Annotated in this window: 24 protein-coding genes, 1 tRNA gene and 1 pseudogene; 22 read left to right on the forward strand and 4 right to left on the reverse strand. The window is 43.2% G+C overall.

Features of this window, described 5'->3' with window-relative positions; translation table 11 throughout:
- The first annotated feature begins 11 nt into the window (after nt 1-11).
- The 4 genes from jag to rsmG are packed head-to-tail and all read left to right on the forward strand — an operon-like array spanning nt 12 to nt 4,981.
- Nucleotides 12-896, forward strand: a complete 885-nt coding sequence (gene jag, locus NI21_RS0109800; RefSeq protein ID WP_033126066.1) for an RNA-binding cell elongation regulator Jag/EloR — start codon at nt 12-14, stop codon at nt 894-896.
- Between the two features lie 58 nt (nt 897-954).
- On the forward strand, nt 955-2,352 hold the full coding sequence (mnmE, locus tag NI21_RS0109805; RefSeq protein ID WP_033126067.1) for a tRNA uridine-5-carboxymethylaminomethyl(34) synthesis GTPase MnmE: 1,398 nt from the start codon (nt 955-957) through the stop codon (nt 2,350-2,352).
- On the forward strand, nt 2,318-4,240 hold the full coding sequence (gene mnmG, locus NI21_RS0109810) for a tRNA uridine-5-carboxymethylaminomethyl(34) synthesis enzyme MnmG (protein ID WP_033126068.1): 1,923 nt from the start codon (nt 2,318-2,320) through the stop codon (nt 4,238-4,240). Before mnmE ends, mnmG begins: the two co-directional genes overlap by 35 nt.
- 24 nt (nt 4,241-4,264) lie before the next feature.
- A complete protein-coding gene (gene rsmG / locus NI21_RS0109815) occupies nt 4,265-4,981 on the forward strand; it encodes a 16S rRNA (guanine(527)-N(7))-methyltransferase RsmG (RefSeq protein ID WP_033126069.1) in 717 nt (238 codons plus the stop codon).
- 55 nt (nt 4,982-5,036) lie between these two features.
- Here the strand turns inward: rsmG and NI21_RS0109820 are convergent, their stop codons facing one another.
- Entirely contained in the window at nt 5,037-5,993 is a 957-nt protein-coding gene (locus tag NI21_RS0109820) for an alpha/beta fold hydrolase (protein ID WP_033126070.1), read from the reverse strand.
- 270 nt (nt 5,994-6,263) lie between these two features.
- On the opposite strand from NI21_RS0109820, the gene NI21_RS0109825 reads away from it, so the two are divergent.
- The 15 genes and pseudogenes from NI21_RS0109825 (at nt 6,264) to NI21_RS0109895 (ending at nt 17,792) form a co-directional block, all read left to right on the forward strand.
- Nucleotides 6,264-7,028, forward strand: coding sequence for a ParA family protein (locus NI21_RS0109825; protein ID WP_033126071.1), 765 nt, complete (start codon nt 6,264-6,266; stop codon nt 7,026-7,028).
- Nucleotides 7,029-7,051: 23 nt separating this feature from the next.
- The gene (locus NI21_RS0109830) at nt 7,052-7,969 is read left to right on the forward strand and encodes a ParB/RepB/Spo0J family partition protein (RefSeq protein WP_033126072.1); all 918 of its coding nucleotides are present in this window, start codon (nt 7,052-7,054) and stop codon (nt 7,967-7,969) included.
- Nucleotides 7,969-8,544: a DUF4446 family protein gene (locus NI21_RS0109835; RefSeq protein WP_033126073.1), complete on the forward strand. Its 576-nt coding sequence runs from the start codon at nt 7,969-7,971 to the stop codon at nt 8,542-8,544. Before NI21_RS0109830 ends, NI21_RS0109835 begins: the two co-directional genes overlap by 1 nt.
- A 3-nt stretch (nt 8,545-8,547) precedes the next feature.
- Nucleotides 8,548-9,834, forward strand: coding sequence for a serine--tRNA ligase (gene serS / locus NI21_RS0109840; RefSeq protein ID WP_033126074.1), 1,287 nt, complete (start codon nt 8,548-8,550; stop codon nt 9,832-9,834).
- A 9-nt stretch (nt 9,835-9,843) separates the two neighbouring features.
- Nucleotides 9,844-10,719, forward strand: a complete 876-nt coding sequence (locus NI21_RS0109845) for a DUF3881 family protein (RefSeq protein ID WP_033126075.1) — start codon at nt 9,844-9,846, stop codon at nt 10,717-10,719.
- A gap of 354 nt (nt 10,720-11,073) precedes the next feature.
- Nucleotides 11,074-11,147 (forward strand) — tRNA-Arg (locus tag NI21_RS0109850).
- A gap of 422 nt (nt 11,148-11,569) precedes the next feature.
- On the forward strand, nt 11,570-12,439 hold the full coding sequence (locus NI21_RS0109855; protein ID WP_029471072.1) for a ParB/RepB/Spo0J family partition protein: 870 nt from the start codon (nt 11,570-11,572) through the stop codon (nt 12,437-12,439).
- Nucleotides 12,440-12,453: 14 nt separating this feature from the next.
- Complete coding sequence (locus NI21_RS0109860) at nt 12,454-13,239, forward strand: ParA family protein (protein WP_033126178.1); 786 nt, start codon at nt 12,454-12,456, stop codon at nt 13,237-13,239.
- A complete protein-coding gene (locus NI21_RS0109865) occupies nt 13,229-14,134 on the forward strand; it encodes a ParB/RepB/Spo0J family partition protein (RefSeq protein ID WP_029471074.1) in 906 nt (301 codons plus the stop codon). The genes NI21_RS0109860 and NI21_RS0109865 overlap by 11 nt, the downstream gene beginning before the upstream one ends.
- Before the next feature lie 78 nt (nt 14,135-14,212).
- Entirely contained in the window at nt 14,213-15,211 is a 999-nt protein-coding gene (locus NI21_RS0109870) for a DUF6017 domain-containing protein (RefSeq protein ID WP_033126077.1), read from the forward strand.
- A gap of 9 nt (nt 15,212-15,220) precedes the next feature.
- Nucleotides 15,221-15,517: a hypothetical protein gene (locus tag NI21_RS0109875; protein WP_029471075.1), complete on the forward strand. Its 297-nt coding sequence runs from the start codon at nt 15,221-15,223 to the stop codon at nt 15,515-15,517.
- Nucleotides 15,518-15,530: 13 nt separating this feature from the next.
- Nucleotides 15,531-15,929, forward strand: a complete 399-nt coding sequence (locus NI21_RS0109880) for a hypothetical protein (protein WP_330376624.1) — start codon at nt 15,531-15,533, stop codon at nt 15,927-15,929.
- 67 nt (nt 15,930-15,996) lie between these two features.
- Nucleotides 15,997-16,595, forward strand: a pseudogene (locus tag NI21_RS15875) (Type 1 glutamine amidotransferase-like domain-containing protein).
- A 54-nt stretch (nt 16,596-16,649) separates the two neighbouring features.
- Nucleotides 16,650-17,168 (forward strand): ClbS/DfsB family four-helix bundle protein, encoded by a 519-nt coding sequence (locus NI21_RS0109890; RefSeq protein WP_033126079.1) that lies wholly within the window; start codon nt 16,650-16,652, stop codon nt 17,166-17,168.
- Nucleotides 17,169-17,327: 159 nt separating this feature from the next.
- Nucleotides 17,328-17,792, forward strand: a complete 465-nt coding sequence (locus tag NI21_RS0109895; protein WP_002594658.1) for a helix-turn-helix domain-containing protein — start codon at nt 17,328-17,330, stop codon at nt 17,790-17,792.
- Between the two features lie 175 nt (nt 17,793-17,967).
- On the opposite strand, the gene NI21_RS15880 is transcribed toward NI21_RS0109895, so the two are convergent.
- From NI21_RS15880 to NI21_RS0109910, 3 genes are all read right to left on the reverse strand, one after another.
- Nucleotides 17,968-18,582 carry a CpXC domain-containing protein gene (locus NI21_RS15880; protein ID WP_052084039.1) on the reverse strand — a complete coding sequence of 205 codons (615 nt, stop codon included), beginning with the start codon at nt 18,580-18,582 and terminating at the stop codon, nt 17,968-17,970.
- Nucleotides 18,583-18,648: 66 nt separating this feature from the next.
- Nucleotides 18,649-19,089 (reverse strand): ImmA/IrrE family metallo-endopeptidase, encoded by a 441-nt coding sequence (locus tag NI21_RS0109905; RefSeq protein ID WP_005423556.1) that lies wholly within the window; start codon nt 19,087-19,089, stop codon nt 18,649-18,651.
- A 167-nt stretch (nt 19,090-19,256) separates the two neighbouring features.
- Nucleotides 19,257-19,676 carry a helix-turn-helix domain-containing protein gene (locus NI21_RS0109910; RefSeq protein ID WP_033126080.1) on the reverse strand — a complete coding sequence of 140 codons (420 nt, stop codon included), beginning with the start codon at nt 19,674-19,676 and terminating at the stop codon, nt 19,257-19,259.
- A gap of 253 nt (nt 19,677-19,929) precedes the next feature.
- Between NI21_RS0109910 and NI21_RS0109915 the strand changes: the two genes are divergently transcribed.
- The 3 genes from NI21_RS0109915 to NI21_RS0109930 all read left to right on the forward strand — a co-directional run bounded on the left by NI21_RS0109915 (nt 19,930) and on the right by NI21_RS0109930 (nt 23,424).
- Nucleotides 19,930-21,252: a DNA repair protein gene (locus NI21_RS0109915; protein ID WP_033126081.1), complete on the forward strand. Its 1,323-nt coding sequence runs from the start codon at nt 19,930-19,932 to the stop codon at nt 21,250-21,252.
- Nucleotides 21,253-21,329: 77 nt separating this feature from the next.
- Nucleotides 21,330-21,683, forward strand: a complete 354-nt coding sequence (locus NI21_RS0109920) for a hypothetical protein (protein WP_033126082.1) — start codon at nt 21,330-21,332, stop codon at nt 21,681-21,683.
- 1,120 nt (nt 21,684-22,803) lie between these two features.
- The gene (locus NI21_RS0109930; RefSeq protein WP_226820970.1) at nt 22,804-23,424 is read left to right on the forward strand and encodes a sigma-70 family RNA polymerase sigma factor; all 621 of its coding nucleotides are present in this window, start codon (nt 22,804-22,806) and stop codon (nt 23,422-23,424) included.
- Nucleotides 23,425-23,568 lie beyond the last annotated feature (144 nt).

A 23,568-nucleotide genomic window follows, 5' to 3' on the forward strand; every position in this document is an offset into this window, starting at 1 on the left:
GGGAGAACATAATGGAAGGCAGACGCACAGAAGAGATTACAGTATCGGCAAAGACACTGGATGATGCCATCACAGAGGCTCTTGTTCAGCTTGGAGTGACAAGCGACAGACTGGAATATGATGTCATTGAAAAGGGAAGTCCCGGATTTCTCGGAATTGGCATGAAGCAGGCTGTGATCCGGGCCTGGAAAAAGGAGGATCCCCAGGAGGAGACTGTGGACGAGATCGCGGAGGAGCTTATAAAAGAGGCGGTTCCAAGCGATATCACTCTGGACGTAAAAGAGGAAAAGGAGTCGAAGAAGCCTGGAAGAGAAAACAGAGAGCCAAAGAAAGCCCCTCAGAAAACAGGCAAGAAGGAAACAAAAAAAGAGTCAAAGAAAGAAAATAAATCCGAAGATAAGCCGGCGATCAAACGCGAGACAGAGCTTGCAAAGGTGGAGGACGTTACCATCAGTGAGTGTGAGAAATTCCTTCACAGCGTTCTTGAGGCTATGCACATGGATGTGGAGCTCCACTCTGAGCTTGACGAGGAGGGCGCTCTTGCCATTGATATGAAGGGTGACAACATGGGAATTCTCATCGGTAAGAGAGGACAGACGCTTGACTCCCTCCAGTATCTTACAAACAGGGTTGCCAACAAGATGCAGGCCGGCTATGTGAGAGTGAAGCTGGACACAGAGGATTACAGAAGGAGAAGAAAAGAGACTCTTGAAAATCTGGCAAAAAACATTGCCCACAAGGTGAAGAGAACAAGAAAGCCGGTTACTCTTGAGCCAATGAATCCCTATGAGAGAAGGATCATCCACTCTGCTCTGCAGGGAGACAAAAATGTAACAACACACAGCGAGGGCGAGGAGCCTTACCGCCGCGTAGTAGTGACACTGGTGAGAAAATAAAAAGAAGGCAGAGGTTTTAACCTCTGCCTTTTTAACTCCGGGGAAAGGAGAAACGAGGATGTACAGTGAAAGCAGTACCATCGCCGCCATATCCACCTCCATGTCCGAGGCTGGCATAGGGATTGTAAGGATGAGCGGGGAGGAGTCATTTGAGATTGCGGACAGGATCTACAGAGGAAAAAGGAACAAGAAGCTCTCAGAGCAGAAATCCCACACGATCCACTACGGGTATATAGAGGAAGACGGGGAGACCATAGACGAAGTCCTTGTCATGCTCATGAGAGGGCCTCACACCTTTACCGGCGAGGACACAGTGGAGATCAACTGCCACGGCGGAGTCTACGTCCTCCGAAGAGTGCTGGAGGCGTGTCTGCGGGGAGGGGCCAGGCCGGCCCAGCCGGGTGAATTTACAAAGAGAGCCTTCCTGAACGGCAAGCTGGATCTCTCCCAGGCGGAGGCGGTCATCGACGTGATCCAGTCCCGGAATGACTACGCTCTGAAGAGTTCTGTCAGTCAGCTGAAGGGAAGCGTGAAGAGGAAGGTGGAGGAGATACGCAGCAAAATCCTCTATCACACTGCCTTCATTGAGTCTGCCCTGGATGACCCGGAGCATATCAGCATAGACGGGTACGGACAGACTCTGGAGAGGGATGTTGAGGAGCTGCTGGATGAAATTCAGAGACTTCTGGACTCTGCGGACGACGGCCGTATCATGAAAGAGGGAGTGCAGACCGTGATCGTGGGAAAGCCCAACGCGGGAAAGTCCTCCGTACTGAATATGCTCCTGGGAGAGGAGAGGGCCATCGTCACAGATATAGCCGGAACTACCAGGGATATCCTGCAGGAGCACATGAATCTGCACGGTATTTCCCTGAACATTGTGGATACGGCGGGGATCAGAAAGACCGACGACAAGGTGGAAAAAATCGGTGTGGACAGAGCCCTGAGCCAGGCCAGGGAGGCGGATCTCATCATTTACGTGGTGGATTCCTCCCTGCCCCTGGATGAAAACGACCGGAAGATCTTCCGGTTTATCGCCGGAAAGAAATCCATCATTCTTCTCAATAAATCGGACCTGGCACGAAGGACAGGAGATGAGGAGATCCGGCAGATGTGCAGGGAGCAGGGAATGGAGGAGCCCCCTGTCCTGTCTGTCTCCGCAAAGGAGGAAGAGGGGATAGAGGAGTTGGAGCAGGCTGTGAAGGAGATGTTCTATCACGGCGACATTTCCTTTAACAGTGAAGTGTATATCACAAACGCAAGGCAGAAGCATGCGCTGGAGAGCGCACGCCAGAGCCTGGAAAAGGTATTGGAGAGTATTCATATGGACATGCCGGAGGATTTTTATTCTATAGATCTGATGGATGCCTATGAGTCTCTTGGAACGATCACAGGAGAGACAGTAGGAGAGGATCTTGTCAATGAAATTTTCAGTAAATTCTGTATGGGAAAATAAGGATCACTATGACGTGGCGGTTATCGGGGCCGGCCATGCCGGCTGTGAGGCTGCCCTTGCCTGCGCGAGGCTCGGGCTTCGGACTATTGTGTTCACGGTCAGCGTGGACAGCATTGCCCTCATGCCCTGCAATCCGAATATAGGGGGAACCTCAAAGGGACATCTGGTGCGGGAGGTGGACGCCCTGGGAGGAGAGATGGGAAAGGTCATTGACCGCACTTTTATCCAGTCCAAGATGCTCAATAAGTCAAAGGGCCCTGCCGTTCACTCTCTTCGGGCTCAGGCCGACAAGGCCCTCTACAGCAGGACTATGCGCCAGGTTCTGGAAAATCAGGAGAACCTGGAGATCAAGCAGGCGGAAGTGGTGAACATCCTGACAGAGGATGTGGATGGCAGAAAAAAAGTGACCGGCGTGCAGACCTACTCCGGCGCCATTTTCCGGTGCCAGGCAGTCGTGCTCTGTACAGGCACCTACCTGAAGGCCAGGTGTATCTATGGGGATGTGAGCACCAACACAGGCCCCAATGGCCTCCAGGCCGCCAACTATCTGACAGAGTGCCTGAAGGAGCTGGGCATAAGGATGTATCGCTTCAAGACCGGGACTCCTGCAAGGATTGACAAAAATACGGTGGATTTCAGCAGGATGGAGGAGCAAAAAGGGGATGAGAGGATTGTTCCCTTCTCTTTCACGACAGATCCGGACAGCATCCAGAAGGATCAGGTATCCTGCTGGCTCACCTACACGAATGAGAAGACGCATGAGATTATCAGGAAAAATCTGGACAGATCCCCCCTGTTTTCCGGCATGATAGAGGGAACCGGACCAAGGTACTGTCCCTCCATCGAGGACAAGGTGGTGAAATTCGAGGACAAAAACCGGCATCAGGTCTTCATAGAGCCGGAGGGACTGGAGACAAACGAGATGTATATAGGCGGTATGTCCAGCTCTCTGCCGGAGGATGTGCAGTATGAGATGTACCGCTCTGTCCCCGGACTTGAACATGCCAGGATCGTGAGAAACGCCTACGCCATTGAGTACGACTGCATTGACGCCAGGCAGCTTCGCCCCACCCTGGAATTTCGCGCCATAGACGGACTTTTCAGCGGCGGTCAGTTCAACGGCAGCTCCGGCTACGAGGAGGCGGCGGCGCAGGGACTTCTGGCGGGCATCAATGCGGCCAGGAAGCTGCAGGGGAAAGAGGGCATTATCCTGGACAGGTCGGAGGCCTACATCGGTGTGCTTGTGGATGACCTTGTCACCAAGGAGAGCCATGAGCCCTACCGGATGATGACCTCCAGGGCAGAGTACCGCCTTTTGCTCAGGCAGGATAACGCGGACCAGAGACTGACCAGGAAGGGCTACGAGATCGGTCTCATAGACAAGGCGAGATACGACAGGCTGCTGAAAAAGGAAGAACTTATCCGCAAGGAGACGGAGCGCCTGAAGAGGACCTATGTGGGGACTACGGAGGAGGTACAGAATCTTCTGGAGGAACACGGGAGCACACCCCTCACATCCGGCTCCAACCTGGCGGAGCTCATACGTCGGCCAGAGCTGTCCTACGAAATCCTCACTCCCCTGGACAGTGACAGACCAGAGTTCCCCGATGACCTGAGAGAAGAGGTACAGGAACAAGTTAACATAAATATAAAATATGAGGGATACATCTCCAGACAGAAAAAACAGGTAGAGCAGTTCAAAAAGATGGAGAACAAGAAAATACCGGAAGATATCGACTATGACAAGGTGAAAAGCCTGCGCATAGAGGCCGTGCAGAAGCTGAAGGAGTATCAGCCCGTGTCATTAGGACAGGCATCCCGCATATCCGGGGTCTCGCCGGCGGATATTTCCGTGCTTCTTGTCTATATGGAGCAGTTGAAAAGATAGAGAGTAATAACAGCAGGAGATTTTATGGAAGAGAGAATATTTGATAGAAAACTGAATCAGCTTGGGATCGTCCTGACGGAGGAAATGAAGGAGCAGTTTGACAGGTATTATGAGATGCTTGTGGAGTGGAACAAAGTGATGAATCTTACAGGGATCACGGACTATGACGAGGTAAATGACAAGCATTTTCTTGACAGCCTGGCTATCGCGAAGGTGCAGGATATGGGGAAGATATCCACAGTGATTGACATTGGAACGGGAGCCGGCTTTCCGGGGATTCCCCTGAAGATCGTTTATCCCCACCTGAAGGTCACACTTCTGGACTCTCTAAACAAGAGAATTAAATTTTTGAACTGTGTGATCCAGGAGCTTTCTTTGGAGAATATCACTGCTCTTCACGGAAGAGCGGAGGATTATGCGAAAAAGGCAGAGTACAGAGAAAGCTATGATCTCTGCGTGTCCAGGGCAGTCGCCAATCTGGCAACTCTCTCAGAGTACTGCCTTCCCTATGTAGAGAAGGGAGGGCTCTTTATCTCCTACAAATCCGGGGAGATCGATGAGGAGCTGCAAAGGTCGGAAAAGGCGTTTCCCATCCTTGGAGGAAAGGTTGAGTCGGTAGAGAAATTCTGCCTGCCGGACAGTGATATTGCCCGATCCTTTGTGAAAATCAGAAAAGAAAGAAATACTCCCGGTAAGTTTCCCAGAAAAGCCGGACTTCCTGCAAAAGAACCGCTGCACTAGCAGCGGTTCTTTTTATATCTATACTTATATATTTACCTCTATCCTATACTTTTCTCTATTCTATATTGAGGCAGATCTTTATTTGTTCCAGCAGCTTGTCTGGCGTCTCAAGCTGCGGCAGATACCCGGCTTCTGAAAGGCTGAATATCTCGATTGAGGGGAGAAGCTTTTGATATTCTTCAGCTTCGCTTTTATTCTTCTCGTCTGTCCCTGTTATAATAAATATGCTGTTGGAGAGATCCTTCAGATACAGCATTATATTTGCAGTCAGATAATTTCCGCTGAGGCTTGCAAACAGATACTTGGATGATGAATTTCCATAGTGAGCGGTCTCGTAGTAAGTCATAATATCTTCGTGTCTGATTTTACTCTTATCGAAGAAGTAGTGTTCTCTGAAAAGCTTCTCTATATTATCCTTTCTGACAAGTATGTTGTAGAGAAGGGTTCCAACAAGAGGCAGGAGAATGAGTTTTGTCAGTATACGACTCCTGTTGGTAGGAATATGGGCTGTCGTATATATATCAGCTGGGTTTATCATAATAATATTGCCGATGATATTGCTGCTGTTTTGACAGGCACCCAGAATAAAGGAGGAGGATTGTCCGGTTACAATCACATCACTCTTCTCTTTTATAATGTTTTTGATAAAGTCGTTAACGAGTTGCACATACAGATAGTTTGTGTATGTGAGATTGGGCTTTTCAGAGCGCCCGCACCCAAGGAGATCCAGTGTATAAACAGTCCTGCTCTCTGAAAGAGTCTTGACAATATTTTTCCACTCGTACTCTGAACTTGAGGTGTTTAAATCATGTATAAGCAGTACAGGAGTACCCTGTCCCTGTTTTGTGTAAAATATTTTGCCAAATTTCCAGTCATAATAAGTCTCGGTTTCGGGTTTAAGTAAATGATCTATTGTAGCCGAAATATATATTGCCTTATTTATAAGATGTATGCCAACGGAAGTTGCCCCGGCAAGAACAGTTGTAATAGTAAGGACCTTTTTCCAACTCATGAGAATTCTCCTTTCCATGATTATACTAATAGTTTATCATATCTCAGGACAGAACTAAAGGAATATCTGAATAAAATGTTTCACGTGAAACATCAGAACCTGCTGTTTGAATTTTAGACTTAACCAGAAATAAAAAATATCCAAAAGCAATATGTTTCACGTGAAACATTTATGGAAAACAGAAAAAATATGTTTCACGTGAAACATATTCTGGAATATGGAAGAGAAAAGTGATATACTATTAATAATCACTGAGAGAGGTAAAGCAAAATGGGAAGAATAATAGCAATCGCCAATCAGAAAGGCGGAGTTGGAAAAACAACAACAGCCATCAATCTTTCAGCATGTCTTGCGGAAAAAGGAAAAAAAGTTCTTTCAATCGATATGGATCCCCAGGGGAATATGACCAGCGGATTGGGCGTTGACAAAGACAGCGTTGAAAAGACAGTGTATGATCTCATTATAGGTGAAGCACAGATAGAAGAGATAATCTGCAAGAATGTATTGGAAAATCTGGATGTTCTGCCGACAAATATAGATCTTTCAGCTGCTGAGATAGAATTGATAGGTATTGACAACAAGGAATACATCATTAAGAATGAAGTTGATAAAGTAAAAGACAACTATGATTTTGTTATTATCGATTGTCCGCCTTCCCTGAGTATGCTGACGATCAATGCGATGACGACGGCAGACTCGGTACTTGTACCTATTCAATGTGAATACTATGCACTGGAAGGTTTGAGCCAGCTCATACATACGATAGAGCTTGTGAAAGAACGTTTGAATTCAAACCTGGAAATAGAAGGTGTCGTATTTACAATGTATGATGCCAGGACAAATCTTTCTCTTCAAGTTGTTGAAAACGTGAAGGATAATTTAAACCAGAATATCTACAAGACGATTATACCAAGAAATATTCGGCTGGCAGAGGCGCCCAGCTATGGTATGCCTATCAATCAGTATGACCCAAAATCATCCGGAGCTGAGAGCTACAGACTTCTTGCGGATGAAGTGATAGAGAGAGAAGAGTAGCACTAAAAAAGTGGAGGAAACATATGGCGGCAAAAAGAATGGGGCTGGGAAAAGGGCTGGATAGTCTGATCCCAGATAACAAATCTGCGAAGACGCCGAAGACGGAAAAAAAGAAGGCAGAGGAGACCGCAGAACTGAAAAGCGGCGAGCAGATGATGAAGATCAATATGGTGGAGCCTAACAGGGATCAGCCGAGAAGAAATTTTGAGGAGGATGCGCTCCTTGAACTGGCTGACTCCATTAAACAGTACGGTGTGCTCCAGCCTCTGATCGTCAGAAAGAGAAATGATTACTATGAGATCATTGCGGGCGAGAGAAGATGGCGGGCCGCAAAAATGGCGGGAGTAAAGGAAGTTCCTGTCATTATAAAAGAATATAATGAGCAGGAAATCCTGGAGATCGCGCTCATTGAGAACATTCAGAGAGAAAACCTCAATCCCATCGAGGAAGCTATGGCCTTTAAAAAACTCCTTGAGGAGTTCAACCTGAAGCAGGATGAGGTGGCGGAGAGAGTCTCAAAGAGCAGAACGGCTGTCACAAACTCTATGCGTCTTCTGAAGCTGGATCAGAGAGTACAGCAGATGATCATAGACGATATGATCAGCACAGGGCATGCGAGAGCGCTTCTCGCCATCGACGACCCGGAGCAGCAGTATGCACTGGCCAACAAGATCTTTGATGAGAAGTTGAGCGTCCGTGAGACTGAAAAGCTTATCAAGGAGATCAAAAACCCGAAAAAGCCCAAAGAAAAGAAGGCTGTTGAGAACGCCTTCATATATGAAGACATAGAAGATAAGATGAAGCAGGTACTGGGAACAAAGGTTCATGTGGCGTCAAAGGGAAAAGGAAAAGGAAAAATAGAAATAGAATATTATTCGGACAAGGAATTAGAACGTATGTTCGACATGATCATGTCCATAGGAAAAGGAGAACAGATTTAATGGAAAGCGCAATCTTGGCAAAATTGGGGATTGATCCGGCATTTATCTTTCTTTTTATGCTGATACTGATCATTGCCCTTTTTGTACTGTACGTGAATGTCAGTATGAAATATGACCGGCTGAAAAACAGCTACAACTCGTTTATGAAGGGGAAAGATGGAAAGACTTTAGAGGAGAGTCTCCTCTCCAAATTTTCTGAGATAGACGGGCTTGCAAAGCTCACTAAGCAGAACAGACAGGATGTCAAGGACATTTACCGCAAGATGGAGAAGGACTTCAAAAAAGTCGGCATCGTCAAGTATGACGCATTTAACGAGATGGGCGGCAAACTGAGCTTTGCCCTGGCCATGCTGGACGGGAACAACAGCGGATGGGTGATCAACGCCATGCACAGCAGAGAAGGCTGCTATACCTATATAAAAGAGATCGTCAAAGGAGAGAGCTACGTGGAGTTGGCAGAAGAGGAGACGGAGGCTCTTGACCGCGCGATCTTCAGCGAGGCCTACAGCATGGATGTAAAGGAAACAAAGGACAACAAGAAGAGAACGAATAAGAGTGAAAAGGATGAGGTGTAAGAAATGCTTGATATCAAATTTGTAAGAAATAACCCGGATGTAGTAAAAGAGAATATAAAAAAGAAATTCCAGGATGAGAAGCTTCCCCTTGTGGATGAGGTTCTAGAGCTGGATAAGAGAAACAGGGAGATCAAGCAGGAGGTAGAGGCCCTGCGAGCTGAGAGAAACAAGATTTCAAAGGAAATCGGCGCCTGCATGGCACAGGGAAAGAAGGAGGAGGCCGAGGAGCTGAAGAAAAAAGTCCAGGTCAACGCCGACAGAGTGGAAAGCCTTTCTGCTGAGGAGAAGGATGTGGAGGCAAACATCAAAAAGATCATGATGACTATTCCGAATATCATCGATCCCTCTGTACCTATCGGAAAGGATGACAGCGAGAATGTGGAGATTGAGAAGTTCGGCGATCCGGTAGTTCCGGATTTTGAGATTCCTTACCATACAGATATCATGGAGAGCTTTAATGGCATCGATCTGGAGAGCGCCGGAAGAGTGGCCGGAAACGGTTTCTACTATCTAATGGGAGACATCGCCAGACTTCACTCCGCAGTCCTGGCCTATGCCAGAGATTTCATGATTGACAGAGGATTTACCTACTGCGTTCCTCCTTTCATGATCAGAAGCAATGTAGTGACAGGCGTTATGAGCTTTGCCGAGATGGATTCCATGATGTACAAGATCGAGGGAGAGGATCTGTACCTCATCGGTACAAGCGAGCACTCCATGATCGGAAAATTCATCGACACGATGCTGGAGGAGGATCAGCTTCCGCAGACCCTCACATCCTACTCACCCTGCTTCCGCAAGGAGAAGGGAGCACACGGCATCGAGGAAAGAGGTGTCTACAGGATCCATCAGTTTGAGAAGCAGGAGATGATCGTTGTCTGCAAGCCCGAGGACAGCATGATGTGGTATGATAAGCTGTGGCAGAACACAGTGGATCTGTTCCGCTCTCTTGATATCCCCGTGCGCACGCTGGAGTGCTGCTCCGGCGACCTGGCGGATCTGAAGGTGAAATCCTGCGACGTGGAGGCGTGGTCCCCGAGACAGAAAAAATATTTTGAGGTGGGAAGCTGCTCCAACCTTGGAGACGCTCAGGCCAGAAGACTTGGCATCCGCGTAAAGGGAGCAGACGGAAAATATTTTGCCCACACACTGAACAACACAGTAGTAGCGCCGCCGAGAATGTTGATCGCCTTCCTGGAAAACAACCTGCAGGCAGATGGCTCTGTGAGAATTCCGGAAGTGCTGCGTCCCTACATGGGCGGCCATGATAAGATTGAAAAGAAAAAATAAAGGTGACAGATGCATAAATATTTAAGGTCAATTGGTTATGGCTGTATCAGGTCAAGGACAGAATTAAATGAATTTCTGAAGAGGATAGAAAGCGACTATACCTGCCATGAACTGGTTTCTCTTGACGAGGAGGCAGACTTCTGCGAATATCAGAGAGAATGTGGGGCAGGTATAGGAGTTGCCGTGTGCGGGGATATGGATATGCGTGAGACATTTTACAGACAGTACTATTATCCCTATTTCATCGGAAGCGGCATCTCCTCCTATGCGGACATCGTCGTCGAAAAGCGGATGGACCGGGAGGCCTATGTGGGAATCTGCGAGGACGTGAAGGTGGGCGTCAGCCTGATCTTCCACCTGCAGAACACTGTGGAGTACATCAAGGAGAGACAGCTCTCCGGAGACAGACTGAAGTTTGGCTCTGTGACGCTGGCGGGACTTTGCAATTCCGGCACCGTCCTTCTTCCTGTCATGAAGAGCAAGGAGATGGAGCAAAGAAGGCGGGAGGAGTCCCGGAACCGGATGATGCTCCTGAGCGCGGCCAGAAACGGAGACCAGGCCGCCATGGAGAGTCTGACTCTGGACGATATTGACATCTATACAAAGGTTTCCAGGCGGCTTGTGACAGAGGATGTGTTCAGCATCGTGGACACCTATTTCATGCCCTACGGGGTGGAGTGTGACAGATACTCCATCCTGGGGGAAATCCTGAGTGTACATAGGATCCAGAACCAGGAGACAGGGGAAGACCTCTATGTCATGAAGCTGGATGTGAACGAGCTGGAGTTTGACGTCTGCGTGCCGGCAAAGAATGTCTTCGGCGAACCGGCCCAGGGACGCCGGTTTAAGGCGAACATGTGGCTCCAGGGAAGGATCAATTTCTAGAAATTGATCCGGAAATTGAAAATAACTGTTGATTTTAGACCTGCAAGATGCTAAAATATCTAAGTACGGTATAAATACAGTTATGTTCCCTTAGTAAAATGGATATTACGGATCCCTCCTAAGAGAAAGCCGAGGCATTCCCCAAAGGGAAAAATGAAAAACAACTTTCAGTTCGAATCTATTCTGAAAAATGCTAATGGTGACAACAAAGCATTCCCCAAATTGGGGAACGTTCTAATGTTACCAAATCAAAAAAATCTGTAGATTGACAACTCGAAATAGAGTTGATAATCTTATATATGGCCGAAGGGAAAAATCCCAGAAACCCAGTAAAATCAAGGGTTTGCGGCATGTGTCGTCATAGCTCAGCTGGATAGAGCACTCGCCTCCTAAGCGAGGGGTCGGAGGTTCAAATCCTCTTGGCGACGGGCTTCAAAGCGTTCGAAAATGTTAGCTGGATTAGCTGACAGCGAACGCTTTTGTTATTTTCTAATCACGTTCGTGACACAAAATTCCATTCAAAATGATCAATTTCCAGCTAACGCAATCCGATTTTTGTTAGCTGACAGCTAATCAAAATTACCGGTTTGCAAACATGGGTTTTAAGAAGTCCAGCTAACATTTGGGTTCCGCTCTGTTGTCACCCCTTATTCGGGGATGTAAATCAGAGAAAAGGCGGGAAAAGAAACAATCTCTCCCAAACCTGCAAACATAAATTAGCTGAAACAGTATTCAATTCTATTAGCTACAGCTAATGGTCAAACAGCGATGTCTGTTTGGAACTTTACTATCTATAAAAGTTCCAGGCAGGCATTTTTTAGTTCCTGAATCCTGGAGGAAAGGAGTCAAGATGACTGAGCCAAACAGACAATCAGGAGAAAACGAAGAAAGAATCATAGAAATTGAGATTGAGCGTCTTCGACCGTTCAAAGAGCATCCGTTTCAGGTGAAAGATGATAAGGAAATGTTTCTTCTGCAGGAAAGCATTGAGAAGTATGGAATATTAAATCCGCTGATCGTCAGACCGGTACCGGATGGATACTATGAGATCATATCCGGTCACAGAAGAAAACATGCTGCAGAGAAACTGGGATACCGTAAAGTACCGGTAATCATCCGGGTATTAAGTGAAGATGATTCCATCTTGAGCATGGTAGATTCCAATCTTCACAGAGAACGGATCAGCTACAGTGAAAAAGCATTTGCTTACAAACTGAAGAATGACGTATTAAAAAGAAAAAGTGGTCGAAAAAAGAGCCAAGTTGACCACAAAACACCAAGAAAGCGGGCAATAGAAATCATCAGTGAGGATTGTGGAGATAGCCCAAAACAAGTGCAGCGTTATATCTCACTGACAAAGCTTATACCGGAAATGCTGCAGAAACTGGATGATGAGATTATTTCTTTTTGTCCGGCCGTGGAGATAGCAGCACTGAAAGAAAATGAACAAAGAGAACTGCTTAAAGCAATGGATTATGCACAGGCGATCCCGTCACTCTCACAGGCCCAGAGGATCCGGCAGCTGAGTAAAGAAAAACAGTTATCGCTGGAAAAGATGGAAGAAATTATGTGTGAAGTGAAAAAGGGTGAGATCACCAGAGTAGCATTTACCAATGAGCAGTTACACAAGTATTTTCCAAATTCTTATACACCGGCAATGATGAAACGGGAAATACTGGCACTGTTGAAATTATGGAAAAAAGAATCATGGGAAAGTTAAAGGAGGAAGAAATCATGTGTAAAGTTATATCCGTAGTAAACCAGAAAGGTGGCGTCGGAAAGACCACCACAACCGTAAATGTAGGCATTGGACTGGCAAGAGAAGGAAAGAAAGTGTTGCTGATCGACGCGGATCCACAGGGAAGTTTAACAGCAAGTCTTGGGTATGAGGAACCGGATGATCTTCGCATCACACTGGCAACGATCATGATGGATGTCATCAACGAAGAAGAAATCTCTTTAGAAGATGGGATCTTACATCACCAGGAAAATGTAGATTTTCTTCCGGCAAATATTGAGCTTTCCGCATTGGAAGTAACGATGGGAAATGTTATGAGCAGAGAAATGATCATGAAGGAATATATCGATGCGATAAGATCACGATACGATTATATCCTGATCGACTGTATGCCGAGCCTTGGTATGATGACGATCAATGCACTGGTCTCTTCTGATTCTGTTCTGATACCTGTGCAGGCCGCATATCTGCCTGTTAAAGGACTTCAGCAGCTGATCAAGACCATTCTTACAGTAAAGAAAAGACTGAACCGGAAACTGGCGATAGAGGGCATTCTGTTGACTATGGTAGATTTCAGAACCAATTACGCAAGGGACATTGCATCGAGAGTACATACAACCTACGGAAGCCAGATTGAAGTATTTGAAAATGTGATCCCGATGTCCGTAAAAGCTGCTGAGACAAGTGCAGAGGGAAAAAGTATTTACATGCACTGTCCGAAAGGAAAAGTTGCCGAGGCATATATGAAATTGACACAGGAGGTTTTGAAGAATGAAAAATAGAAGTGGCGAAAAGATTAAACTGGCAAGTATTGATGAACTGCTTGGTGTGGTAAATGAAGAATCTGCAATGGAGATAGAGATCAGTAAGATCCATCCGTTTAAAAATCATCCGTTCAAGGTGCTGGATGATGAAAAGATGCAGGATCTGGTTGAAAGTGTAAGGATCAATGGAGTACTGACACCGGTACTGCTTCGAATGGATGATAATGAAGAATATGAAATGGTATCCGGTCATAGAAGAATGCATGCAGCACAGCTTGCAGGACTTACGACTATTCCGGCAATCGTAAGAGAATTATCGGATGATGATGCCATTGTGGCTATGGTGGACGCTAACATTCAGCGAGAGGAACTGTTGCCGAGTGAAAAAGCTTTTGCTTACAAAATGAAACAAGAGGCCATGAAACACCAAGGTTCTCGGACAGACTTGACTTTGGGACAAAATGTCCCAAAGTTCAAAAGAACAACGGAAGCAATTGCGGATGGGACAGGTGAAAGTTATAAACAGATTCAGCGTTACATTCGACTGACAGAGTTAATTCCGGAACTTCTTGATCTGGTAGATAACAAAAAGCTTCAGTTCACGGTTGCTGTTAATATCTCCTATATCGATAAGGAAGTACAGGAATGGATTTACGAATATATTAGCGACACTGGATTTATCAAGCCAAAACAGATTGCATCACTCAGAAATCAACTGAATGATGGGCCAATCAATCAGATTCAGATGTTATCAATTTTCAATAACTGTGTGATGGCAAAGAAAGTATCCCGGTCTCTCACATTCTCGGAAAAGAAACTGACAAAGTACTTTCCGGATGATTATACAGCCAAAGATATGGAGCAGGTGATTGAATCATTATTAGAAAAATGGATGCAGGAACAGTCCTGTTAAGGATAGAAAAAGCTAAGAAAACAAAGTCAAAGAAGTTTAAAAAGAGGACTTCTTAGCAGAAAATGAAAGGAGGAAATTATGGAGAAAAAAATGACATTTAATTATTTTTACGGTACCGAAGCTGATCAGTTCAGCTTCTACCGCATACCAAAAGCATTATTTACAGACAGTTATTTTAAAGATTTATCGAGCGATGCTAAAATTTTATATGGACTGATGTTGGATCGAATGTCTCTTTCTATCAAGAATCAGTGGTTTGATGACAAAAACAGAGCATATATCTACTTTTCCATCGAAGATATCATGGAATTACTGAACTGTGGCAGAAATAAAGCCATCAAATCCATGAGAGAACTGGATGACGAAACAGGGATTGGCCTGATTGAGAAACGCAGACAGGGATTTGGAAAGGTGAACGTTATCTACGTGAAAACCTTTATGCCTGAGAAAGCAGATGAGAAAAAATTTGAAGAGGAATTAAAGAAGTTTAAAAAACAAACTTCTGTGGAAAATGAGGAATCTACAGAAGTTTACATTTCAAACTTCATGAAGTCCCAAAATCAAACTTCTAGAAGTCCCGAAAACAAACTTCAAGAAGTTTACATTTCAAACCCTAATAATACTAATCTTAGTGATACTGAAATGAATGATAATAAATCTAATCAAATCGTATCTGCAGATGAGAATCGATCCGATGGCGATAACCGCTCTGATGATTATCAGGCTTATGAAAACCTTGTCAAAGAGACCATTGATTATGAATCACTGGAAGTAACCCATCATGACGATATGCGGCAGGTAGATGAAATCGTGAACCTGATCGTAGAGACTGTGATGTGTAAAAATGACAAGATCTTGATTGCCAGCAACTGGTATCCGGCATCACTGGTGAAGAAAAAATTTCTGATGCTGACCTATTCACATATCGAGTATGTCTTACACTGTATGAGTGGTAACACCACAAAGGTGAAGAACATCAAGAAATATTTATTAGCAGCTCTGTTTAATGCACCGTCAACGATGAACGGGTATTATCAGGCAGAGGTGAACCATGATATGCCAGGACTGGTAAGATAGGAGGTGCACATGTTTATTTTAAAACTTGCTGGGAAGATATTATTACTGCCGGTATGGCTGATCCTTTTTGTAATTGGCCTGGCAGTGAAGATGACAGTACAGACATATGCGGTTGTCAGAGGAATTCTTGGATTTATATTCACATTGTTGATTATAGCGACTGCATACTGTTACCATGACTGGGTTCAGGTTGCATTCCTGTTTGTGCTGAGCACTATTCTGTATCTGATTCTGTTTGCAGGAGTGGTTGTAGATACTGTACTGGACATGACAAGAGAATGTATTATTGACTTTATTTTATCTTGAGGAGGATATGAAAATGAGTGAAAAGAATGATTTTATACAATTACCACCAATCAAAAAAGACACACCGTCCGAAGTGGTCTCAATGATCTGGCAATATTTGAAATTACCTGAGGAATCCAGAAAGAGAGTGACGGCAGATCTAATTGATGTGGATGAAAATTGTGAGAAGGAAGATTTTCAGATTCCAGATCTCTATGACATCGTTCCAAAAGAAGAAATCGCGGAATTTGAAGAAACTATGCGTAAAATTATAGCAGGAATTATTTCTCAGGCCAGCAGTGTTGCCACCTGGGTGTATGTACAGAAATATGTGAAGCACAAAACTCTGGATGAAATGCTGCAAGAATGGAAAGGGGCAAGCCAGTTTATTATTGTCATGGATACCTGGTTCGAAAGATTGATGGCAGAATAATAGATGCTGTGATAGAATGAAGAAAACGATTTGAAGTGCAAATCGGTATTTATAAAGGAGAATATTGATGAAACTATTTTTATGTTCGCACTTTTCAAGTGTAGGAAGTCTGATAAAAGAAGAAATTGAAAATAAGAAAGTCGCATTTATTCCAACAGCTTCGTTGCGTGAAGGCTACACCGGTTATGTCGGCTCGGCTCGAAAATTATTCAAAAAGTTGGGAGCAATCGTAACTGAAATTGATATTTCAACGGAGGCTTATTCAACGATACAGTCTGTTTTTGAAGATGCAGATGTGATATATTTTACCGGCGGAAATTCTTTCTTATGGACCAACTCCGTAAAACAAGAACTGATGGGTTGCTGAAAAAGGAATTGGTAAATGGAAAATTGATGATCGGCGAGTCGGCAGGCGCAATTATATGCGCTCCAAGCATCCAATATATCGAGCAAATGGATGAAAAGCCGGAGGACTACTCACAAGAAGATGATGCAGGGCTTGATTTGATTGATTTCTATGTTCTTCCGCATTATCTTACAGCACCATTTAAGAAAGTTACCGAGAAAATAATGACTGAGTTTTCGGATTTGAATCTATGCCCTATTAACAACCATCAGGGAATTGTAATTGATGGTGAAGGTTCAAAGGTTATTTGCAAAGACTAATTTGAAAAATCCTTTTTTTGAAACTGGAAAATCGGAAGCTGAGGAGATAGACTATTGAGAACATATGAGAATAAAGACGAGCTTAAAAACGAGATAAATAAAAGCTTTGCAAAGTATATTTCAGAATTTAATGATATTCCGGAGCATTTAAAAGATAAGAGAATTGATGAGGTCGATCGAACTCCGGCAGAAAATCTTGCTTATCAGGTTGGCTGGACAACTCTTGTTATTAAATGGGAATCAGACGAAAGAAAGGGTATTCCTGTCAAAACTCCTTCGGATAATTTTAAGTGGAATCAGCTTGGCGAATTATATCAATGGTTCACAGATACATATGCTCAGCTGTCACTGCAAGAATTGAAAGACAGATTGAATGAGAATATCAACTCTATTTATGCAATGATTGATTCTCTGAGTGATGAAGAATTATTTAAACCACATATGAGAAAATGGGCTGACGAAGCAACTAAAACAGCTGTCTGGGAAGTATACAAATTCATACATGTTAATACAGTTGCTCCGTTCGGAACCTTTAGAACCAAGATTAGAAAATGGAAAAAGATTGCACTATAACTTCTAGTTTGTATAACAGGAAAATTTGAAGTTTCTGTTGAGTTTTTTATGAAATATTCCATTTTTTTCAGAGATTCCACCCATATTCTACTTACAAGGGATTTTATTTCAATGATGAAAGAAGTACCTTTATATCATCAAATGAATGGAGGAATACATATGAACCAATTAGTTACAGGAAAATTTATAGCATTAAAGAGAAAACAGAAAAATCTAACACAGGAACAATTAGCAGAGAAACTTGGTGTTTCCAATAAGACTATTTCAAAATGGGAAACCGGTAAGTGTATGCCGGACTATTCCATTGTAAAAAGCCTATGCGAAGAACTTGAAGTTACAGTGGCAGAACTGATGGATGGTGAAATATCCGAAGAAAATAGTGTTCGTACCTATGATGATGAGCAGATTTTAGATTTGCTAAGAAGAACGCAGGAGTTAGAAAAGCAAAAAAATATGTTATATGGAATTATGCTTATTGTAATGGGTATTGCAGTACAGGCTCTTTCATATGCAATTGGTGGTTCGGATTTTAAGGACTTTATTTCTGGCTTACTATTGGGATTGTCAATTGGCGAAATGCTGGTTGGTGTTTATGTTGTTGGAAAATCCTTGGCAGGAAGATAACTTTCAGTTTGCAGAGCTGACAGTTTATGATTATATCAAAGTAAGATAATTACAATCAATAACGCCGGTGCGGGATTTTGATATCCAGTACCGGCGTTATTGATTCCACAGGGGCTTGGGGGTGTAGCCACCAAATATACTATTCGTTTTCTGCTTCGGTAAGTTTGTTAAGGATTCACTCCCTATTGATAACAATATCCTCATCATCGCGGAGGTCTTTGAAATCAGTGCAGTGTGAAGAAGCAAATTCATACATATTGTCAATGTCAACTGCACCAGTGATCTCACCCTTATTAATGATTATAAGAATATTTGTTCCGTCGTCGACAGCAAAGCGCAGTTCATCAAATTCTTTATCAGGATTATTTTTGAGAATAGAATCTGTCGCAAGCAATTTAACAAGTTCCATTATCCTGTCATCCTTACCAGCATCAAAGATCTGGATCTTTTCAACGAGCTGATTTGCTGATGTCACAATCCGGTTTAAGTACTTTTCGGTACGATAATCAGCCAAAGCATTTTTTTCATAAAATATTTCATATGTTTTCTCTACTTCTGATTCAGGAACCAGATAAATCATGACAAGATCTTCCATCTGATGATAGAGTATAGGGTAGTTTAAACGGAAGGTCTCTCCACAGTTCGGGCAGGTATAAAGGAAAATAGACTGATTAAGTACCTTCTCCTTCATTTCAGGATCCAGGACAGTATTAATGCTGTCCCAGACTTCAAAATCTCCATCATGATGGCAGGAAGGGCAGGTTAGCTTTTCCATATGATGTTTGGACATAAATAATCCCCCTTTCAGTGAGATAAATCTATAGTTTTCTTATTGTAGAATGCGCTTATCCTTATATTATTTCGCCAGGAAATTACTCTGTATCTCCATTGGCATATGATAAGCTTGGCCTCGTTTTGTCAGGCTGTATAGTTTAAAGCTCATGAGTTCCGGAGTCGCATTCAAAGAACTGCAGAGTCCAAAATAATCCAGGTCCTCGTTCTGAACCATATCTTCGATTTCCTCATCATCAATCAGCAGATCGGCTGCAAACAGATTGGCCTGGTATTCTGTATTATCCGTCATATTGTAGAGTGTATCATCTTGCATTGGAGCCATTTTCAGCTGGGAACGATGCAGGATGATATGTCCTAATTCATGGGCGGCAACGATCATCTTTTCTTCTTCTGAAAGGAAACTGCTGATCATGACATAGATCGTCTTGCAGCTCATAAAACAATATCCTTTCAGTGTCTTATATCTGGAAGTTTCCCCGACAACAATGTTCATTTGATCCATGATCTCAAATGGATCTCGGGTTCCATATTTCTTGATTAATTTCTTTGTTTCTGTATATATGTAAGTGTTTCTCAAATAAAATCACCTCAAAAGTAAAAAATAAAAGGGCAGAAATATCCTTGTAACTATAAGGTAACAGATTAGGTGTACAATAATCCCGCCTTCTATTATTTTTCCTCTTGGTTTTTCAGATATTTTTTCGGTGTAAATTTCTTTGCACGTCTTTTGGAATCCAGATAAAGGCTCTGGATCTCATCCATAAAAGCTATTTTATCTTCGTCTGTCAGTGATCCACCGGCAAACATAGCTGCAGCCTGTTCCAAAATCTGCTGAGCCTGTCTGGCACCACGGTTACCAAACTGTTCGGATGCTTCTGTGATAAAAGCTTCATTCTCACTCATGAGATAAGAAACGTCACACTGTAATGCATCTGCCAGTTTCTGATACAGAACATTTTGTTTTGGAAAACGTCCTTCTACTTCCCAGGATCGAATAGTCCTATATGAAACACCAACCATACTGGCCAGTTCCTGCTGACTCATCTTTTTTTCTTTTCTTAATGATCTTACTTTTTCACCGAATGTCATAAACATACCTCTTTCTAAGCCTTGTCTTATAAGTTTCATTAGCCGCTTCAAGGCAAAACGGGAAATGTGTTTCCTTAAAAATAAAAATTAATCTTGACAAAGGGAAATATCTCTCCTATAATGTGAATCACAGATAAGGGAAACATCTTTCCTATAAGATACACAATATTTCCTCTTTTGTCAATGGATATGTGAAATGAATTTCCTGTAATTCAATGAAAACAGGAAGGATAGACAATCATTGATAGTCAAAATGGGATACATGTTACAAAAAGAGGAAAGACGTATGGGAGGTGGCAATGTGAGTCAGGATCAGACTTCTATTATCTGTATTGATCTGAAGTCCTTTTATGCTTCTGTAGAATGCGTAGAACGTGGGCTGAATCCATTTAAAACAAACCTGGTGGTTGCAGATCCTACCAGATCAAAGTCAACAATCTGCCTGGCAATCACTCCGGCTATGAAGTCTCTTGGCATCAAGAACCGGTGCCGGATTCATGAGATACCGGATTGTGTAAAGTACATCACAGCCATGCCAAGGATGCAGCTGTATATGGATTATTCCGCAAAGATCTATGGAATCTATCTGCGGTACGTCTCAAAAGAAGATATCCATGTGTACAGTGTCGATGAGTGTTTTATTGATGTGACAAACTATCTGCAGCTTTATCATCTCACTGCAAAAGAAATGGCGGTAAAGCTTATGCAGGAGGTTATGGAGGAAACAGGTATCACTGCAACCGCTGGTGTGGGAACCAATCTGTATCTTGCTAAGATCGCAATGGATATTGTAGCAAAGCATGTGGATGACCATATTGGAATCCTGGATGAATTCTCTTACAGAGAGCAGCTATGGGATCATAAACCATTAAGTGACTTCTGGAGGATTGGATCCCGGACTGAAAAAAAACTGGCCGGTTACGGGATTCATACGATGGGCGATATCGCAATGGCTTCTTTAAGATCCGAAGACTGGCTGTATAAGATGTTTGGGATTGATGCAGAGCTGTTGATTGATCATGCATGGGGCTATGAAACATGCCGGATGAGTGACATCAAGAACTATCATTCGGAGGAACACAGCCTTTCAAATGGTCAGGTGTTGATGCGAAATTATTCTTTTGAAGAAGCACTTGTAATCGTAAGGGAAATGACAGACAACCTGGCCCTGGATCTGTTTGAAAAAGGACTGGTGACAAGCTCTCTCACCTTATGGATCGCATATGACCACAGGTATGAGCATGAGGCATCCAAAGGAACCGTAAAACTCGAAAGAGAAAGTAACAGTTCCAAAAAGATCATAGATGCAGTGGAAGATTTATATCTCAGGATTGCGGACAGATATACCGGAATTCGAAGAATCGAGGTGTGTGCGAATAGGGTTGCTCCTGAAAATTATGTGCAGTACAGCCTGTTTGATGATCCAAAACAGACCGATAAAGAACGGCATTTACAGGAAGCAGTATTGAATGTAAAGCAGCGTTATGGAAAGAATGCGATCATGCGTGGATCTAACCTGCTAGAGTGTTCTACTTATCGAGAACGCAATGAACAAATAGGTGGTCACCGTGCTTAGAGGAGGTGTAAAAAGTGCTGGCAAGTGCATATCAACCGTATTTATATTTATCAAGACCGGTTTCCAGGAGACATCCCATGGATGTAGGACGCAGGGCAAAACAGTTTGCTCCATTTGCGGCACTTCGTGGACTGGATGAAACGATCCGGCAACAGGAAATCATTTACGAATCGAAAAGAGATTTATCCGAAGAAAAGAAAAATGAGCTGGATATGAAATTAAGGATCCTGGCATATGGGATGAAGATACAGGCAACTTATTTTCAAAAATCCTGGAAGGATCCGTCAGTTGGCCAGTACCATACATTATCCGGAACCGTAGAATTTTTTGATCCATCAGTCCACTTACGGATCGATGATACTGAGATTCAGATCCAGGACATCTGTGATCTGACTGGTGATGTATTTGAAACTATTGAAATATCATGTTAATTAATCACAGCGGAATTTTTTATACCGGAAAGAGTGTGTGGTAGCTGGTGGAAGGATAAAAAAGGATGCACAGATCGACAAAGCAGATCTGATCAGAATAAAAATCGTGCTGTTCGTGTAGCTTTGGCACTTACGGAATGGATGGCATGATGCTCATAAGGCGGATTTGATTTCCCTTTGGTCCGTTGAGTAATAAATGGAGAAATATCTTATTGCTTAAAGGAGGAAGCCTATATGGGATCAGGTGCTATTAAATGGCATGTACACTGCTCTGTATGCGGAGCATTTATTGAAAAGAGCGCACAAAGCGATTCAGAAGTGGAGTGCAAAAAATGTCGCAGTACATTGGAGATATTTGTAAAGGATGATATGGTGTCGGTTCGTCCGATCCACATCAGAGATGAACAATTAAAGTCCAGGATGCGGACGTATTCCCGAAAGATGATGAATCAGGGATCATAACAGAATAGAATGAGCTGTCTGTAGTAAGCGTTGGATTTGGCAGGAACCATCAAGAACGCACCAGACAGTAAGAGTTTGTCAAGGAGCTGAATCTGACTGGAATCACTAAGAGCCCGGCAAAACATTTACGGATACACTGCAAGATCAGAAGTATTTTCTGGTTTTGGAGATTGTTGAAGTATTTGTTTTGTCGGGCTTTTTTGATGTATTTCAAAAAATTTTTAAATTTTTTGTCGTACCCCACTGTAAAACAGGCTCTCAGCGTTTCGTTATATAGAGGTTGAATTCTCTTCTGCAAAAATAATTGCAGAGAGAGATTTTGATAATATGACACAAAGGAGGAAGCAAAGATGACTGAAATCGAATACCAGGAATTTGTAAGGCATTGTCCTTACGATGCTATGGGCGATTATTCCATGTTTCGCAAAGAGCAAGCAGAGAATAAATCAGAAGATGCACATAGCAACTGAATAAGCCAGGCAATCTGGCAAACTTAATCTAAACGCAGATACATGCGTTACAAAGGAGTCGCGGACTCCCGTTCAAAAAAAACGGGTGAGTTCGTGACCTCTTGTACTGCAGTTCTTTATGTCTGTGCAGAAATTTCATAAAAGATGGAATGGACCACCCGGAGCCGAAAGGCAGAAAGGTGGTCTTTATGTTGACATTAAAAGAACTGAAAAAAATCGTGAAAGTTGCTGATGTGGAGAAGAGAATCCCAAGCGTGAAATCCTTGAAGGAACACAAAGTTGTAGTAAAGGAAATGATCAATGCAGATACAACAATCTCTGTTTATGATCACGGATATGTACTTTATACAGCAGGAAATCAATCAACCGTATTTCCGCTTCATAGTTGTGATGACTATGAATATGTGAGTGTAACTGGCGATAACAAGGAATTCAATAAAGAGTTCTTTGATAATGAAAACTGGTATATCCGTCTGCTGATGGAGGCTGAAGACCGTATGGCATACAGCCAGAGCAAAATCAGCACCAATCATGGTGTGTTTTCTAACAGCGATGTTACAGATGATGCGGAGATTATGAGAGGATCTTCAAAAGATTTTGTTGACGATGTTATCGACAGAGAAATTCTAAACGCTTTGATCAAAGAGTTAACAGAGAGACAAAAGACGGTACTCAATCTGGTTTATTTCGAGGAAATGCGTCAGCAGGATGTTGCAGATTATCTGGGAATCAAACAGCAGAGTGTAAATGACCTCCTGAACAGGGCATTAAAAACGATGAAAAAAAAGGCGGAAAACGAAGAATTTTAAAAAAATTGAATTAGACCACTGTAAAACAGGCTCTGAGCGTTTCGTTATATGAAGGGTTTGCATAGAACACCTTCATGTACCTTGAAAAATGAATAGCCTGCCCGGAGTGATATTCGGTTTGAACATGCATAGAGCGAAAAGCTG

Source organism: Eubacterium sp. ER2, from assembly GCF_000765215.1.
In the GTDB taxonomy this organism is placed as follows: domain Bacteria; phylum Bacillota; class Clostridia; order Lachnospirales; family Lachnospiraceae; genus Claveliimonas; species Claveliimonas intestinigallinarum.

Bases quoted from the DNA above. Each gene is read 5' to 3' on its own strand.
- jag (WP_033126066.1), top strand. From the start codon at position 12: ATGGAAGGCAGACGCACAGAAGAGATTACAGTATCGGCAAAGACACTG.
- mnmE (WP_033126067.1), top strand. From the start codon at position 955: ATGTACAGTGAAAGCAGTACCATCGCCGCCATATCCACCTCCATGTCC.
- mnmG (WP_033126068.1), top strand. From the start codon at position 2,318: ATGAAATTTTCAGTAAATTCTGTATGGGAAAATAAGGATCACTATGAC.
- rsmG (WP_033126069.1), top strand. From the start codon at position 4,265: ATGGAAGAGAGAATATTTGATAGAAAACTGAATCAGCTTGGGATCGTC.
- NI21_RS0109820 (WP_033126070.1), bottom strand. From the start codon at position 5,993: ATGAGTTGGAAAAAGGTCCTTACTATTACAACTGTTCTTGCCGGGGCA.
- NI21_RS0109825 (WP_033126071.1), top strand. From the start codon at position 6,264: ATGGGAAGAATAATAGCAATCGCCAATCAGAAAGGCGGAGTTGGAAAA.
- NI21_RS0109830 (WP_033126072.1), top strand. From the start codon at position 7,052: ATGGCGGCAAAAAGAATGGGGCTGGGAAAAGGGCTGGATAGTCTGATC.
- NI21_RS0109835 (WP_033126073.1), top strand. From the start codon at position 7,969: ATGGAAAGCGCAATCTTGGCAAAATTGGGGATTGATCCGGCATTTATC.
- serS (WP_033126074.1), top strand. From the start codon at position 8,548: ATGCTTGATATCAAATTTGTAAGAAATAACCCGGATGTAGTAAAAGAG.
- NI21_RS0109845 (WP_033126075.1), top strand. From the start codon at position 9,844: ATGCATAAATATTTAAGGTCAATTGGTTATGGCTGTATCAGGTCAAGG.
- NI21_RS0109855 (WP_029471072.1), top strand. From the start codon at position 11,570: ATGACTGAGCCAAACAGACAATCAGGAGAAAACGAAGAAAGAATCATA.
- NI21_RS0109860 (WP_033126178.1), top strand. From the start codon at position 12,454: ATGTGTAAAGTTATATCCGTAGTAAACCAGAAAGGTGGCGTCGGAAAG.
- NI21_RS0109865 (WP_029471074.1), top strand. From the start codon at position 13,229: ATGAAAAATAGAAGTGGCGAAAAGATTAAACTGGCAAGTATTGATGAA.
- NI21_RS0109870 (WP_033126077.1), top strand. From the start codon at position 14,213: ATGGAGAAAAAAATGACATTTAATTATTTTTACGGTACCGAAGCTGAT.
- NI21_RS0109875 (WP_029471075.1), top strand. From the start codon at position 15,221: ATGTTTATTTTAAAACTTGCTGGGAAGATATTATTACTGCCGGTATGG.
- NI21_RS0109880 (WP_330376624.1), top strand. From the start codon at position 15,531: ATGAGTGAAAAGAATGATTTTATACAATTACCACCAATCAAAAAAGAC.
- NI21_RS0109895 (WP_002594658.1), top strand. From the start codon at position 17,328: ATGAACCAATTAGTTACAGGAAAATTTATAGCATTAAAGAGAAAACAG.
- NI21_RS15880 (WP_052084039.1), bottom strand. From the start codon at position 18,582: ATGTCCAAACATCATATGGAAAAGCTAACCTGCCCTTCCTGCCATCAT.
- NI21_RS0109905 (WP_005423556.1), bottom strand. From the start codon at position 19,089: ATGGATCAAATGAACATTGTTGTCGGGGAAACTTCCAGATATAAGACA.
- NI21_RS0109910 (WP_033126080.1), bottom strand. From the start codon at position 19,676: ATGACATTCGGTGAAAAAGTAAGATCATTAAGAAAAGAAAAAAAGATG.
- NI21_RS0109915 (WP_033126081.1), top strand. From the start codon at position 19,930: ATGGGATACATGTTACAAAAAGAGGAAAGACGTATGGGAGGTGGCAAT.
- NI21_RS0109920 (WP_033126082.1), top strand. From the start codon at position 21,330: ATGGATGTAGGACGCAGGGCAAAACAGTTTGCTCCATTTGCGGCACTT.
- NI21_RS0109930 (WP_226820970.1), top strand. From the start codon at position 22,804: ATGTTGACATTAAAAGAACTGAAAAAAATCGTGAAAGTTGCTGATGTG.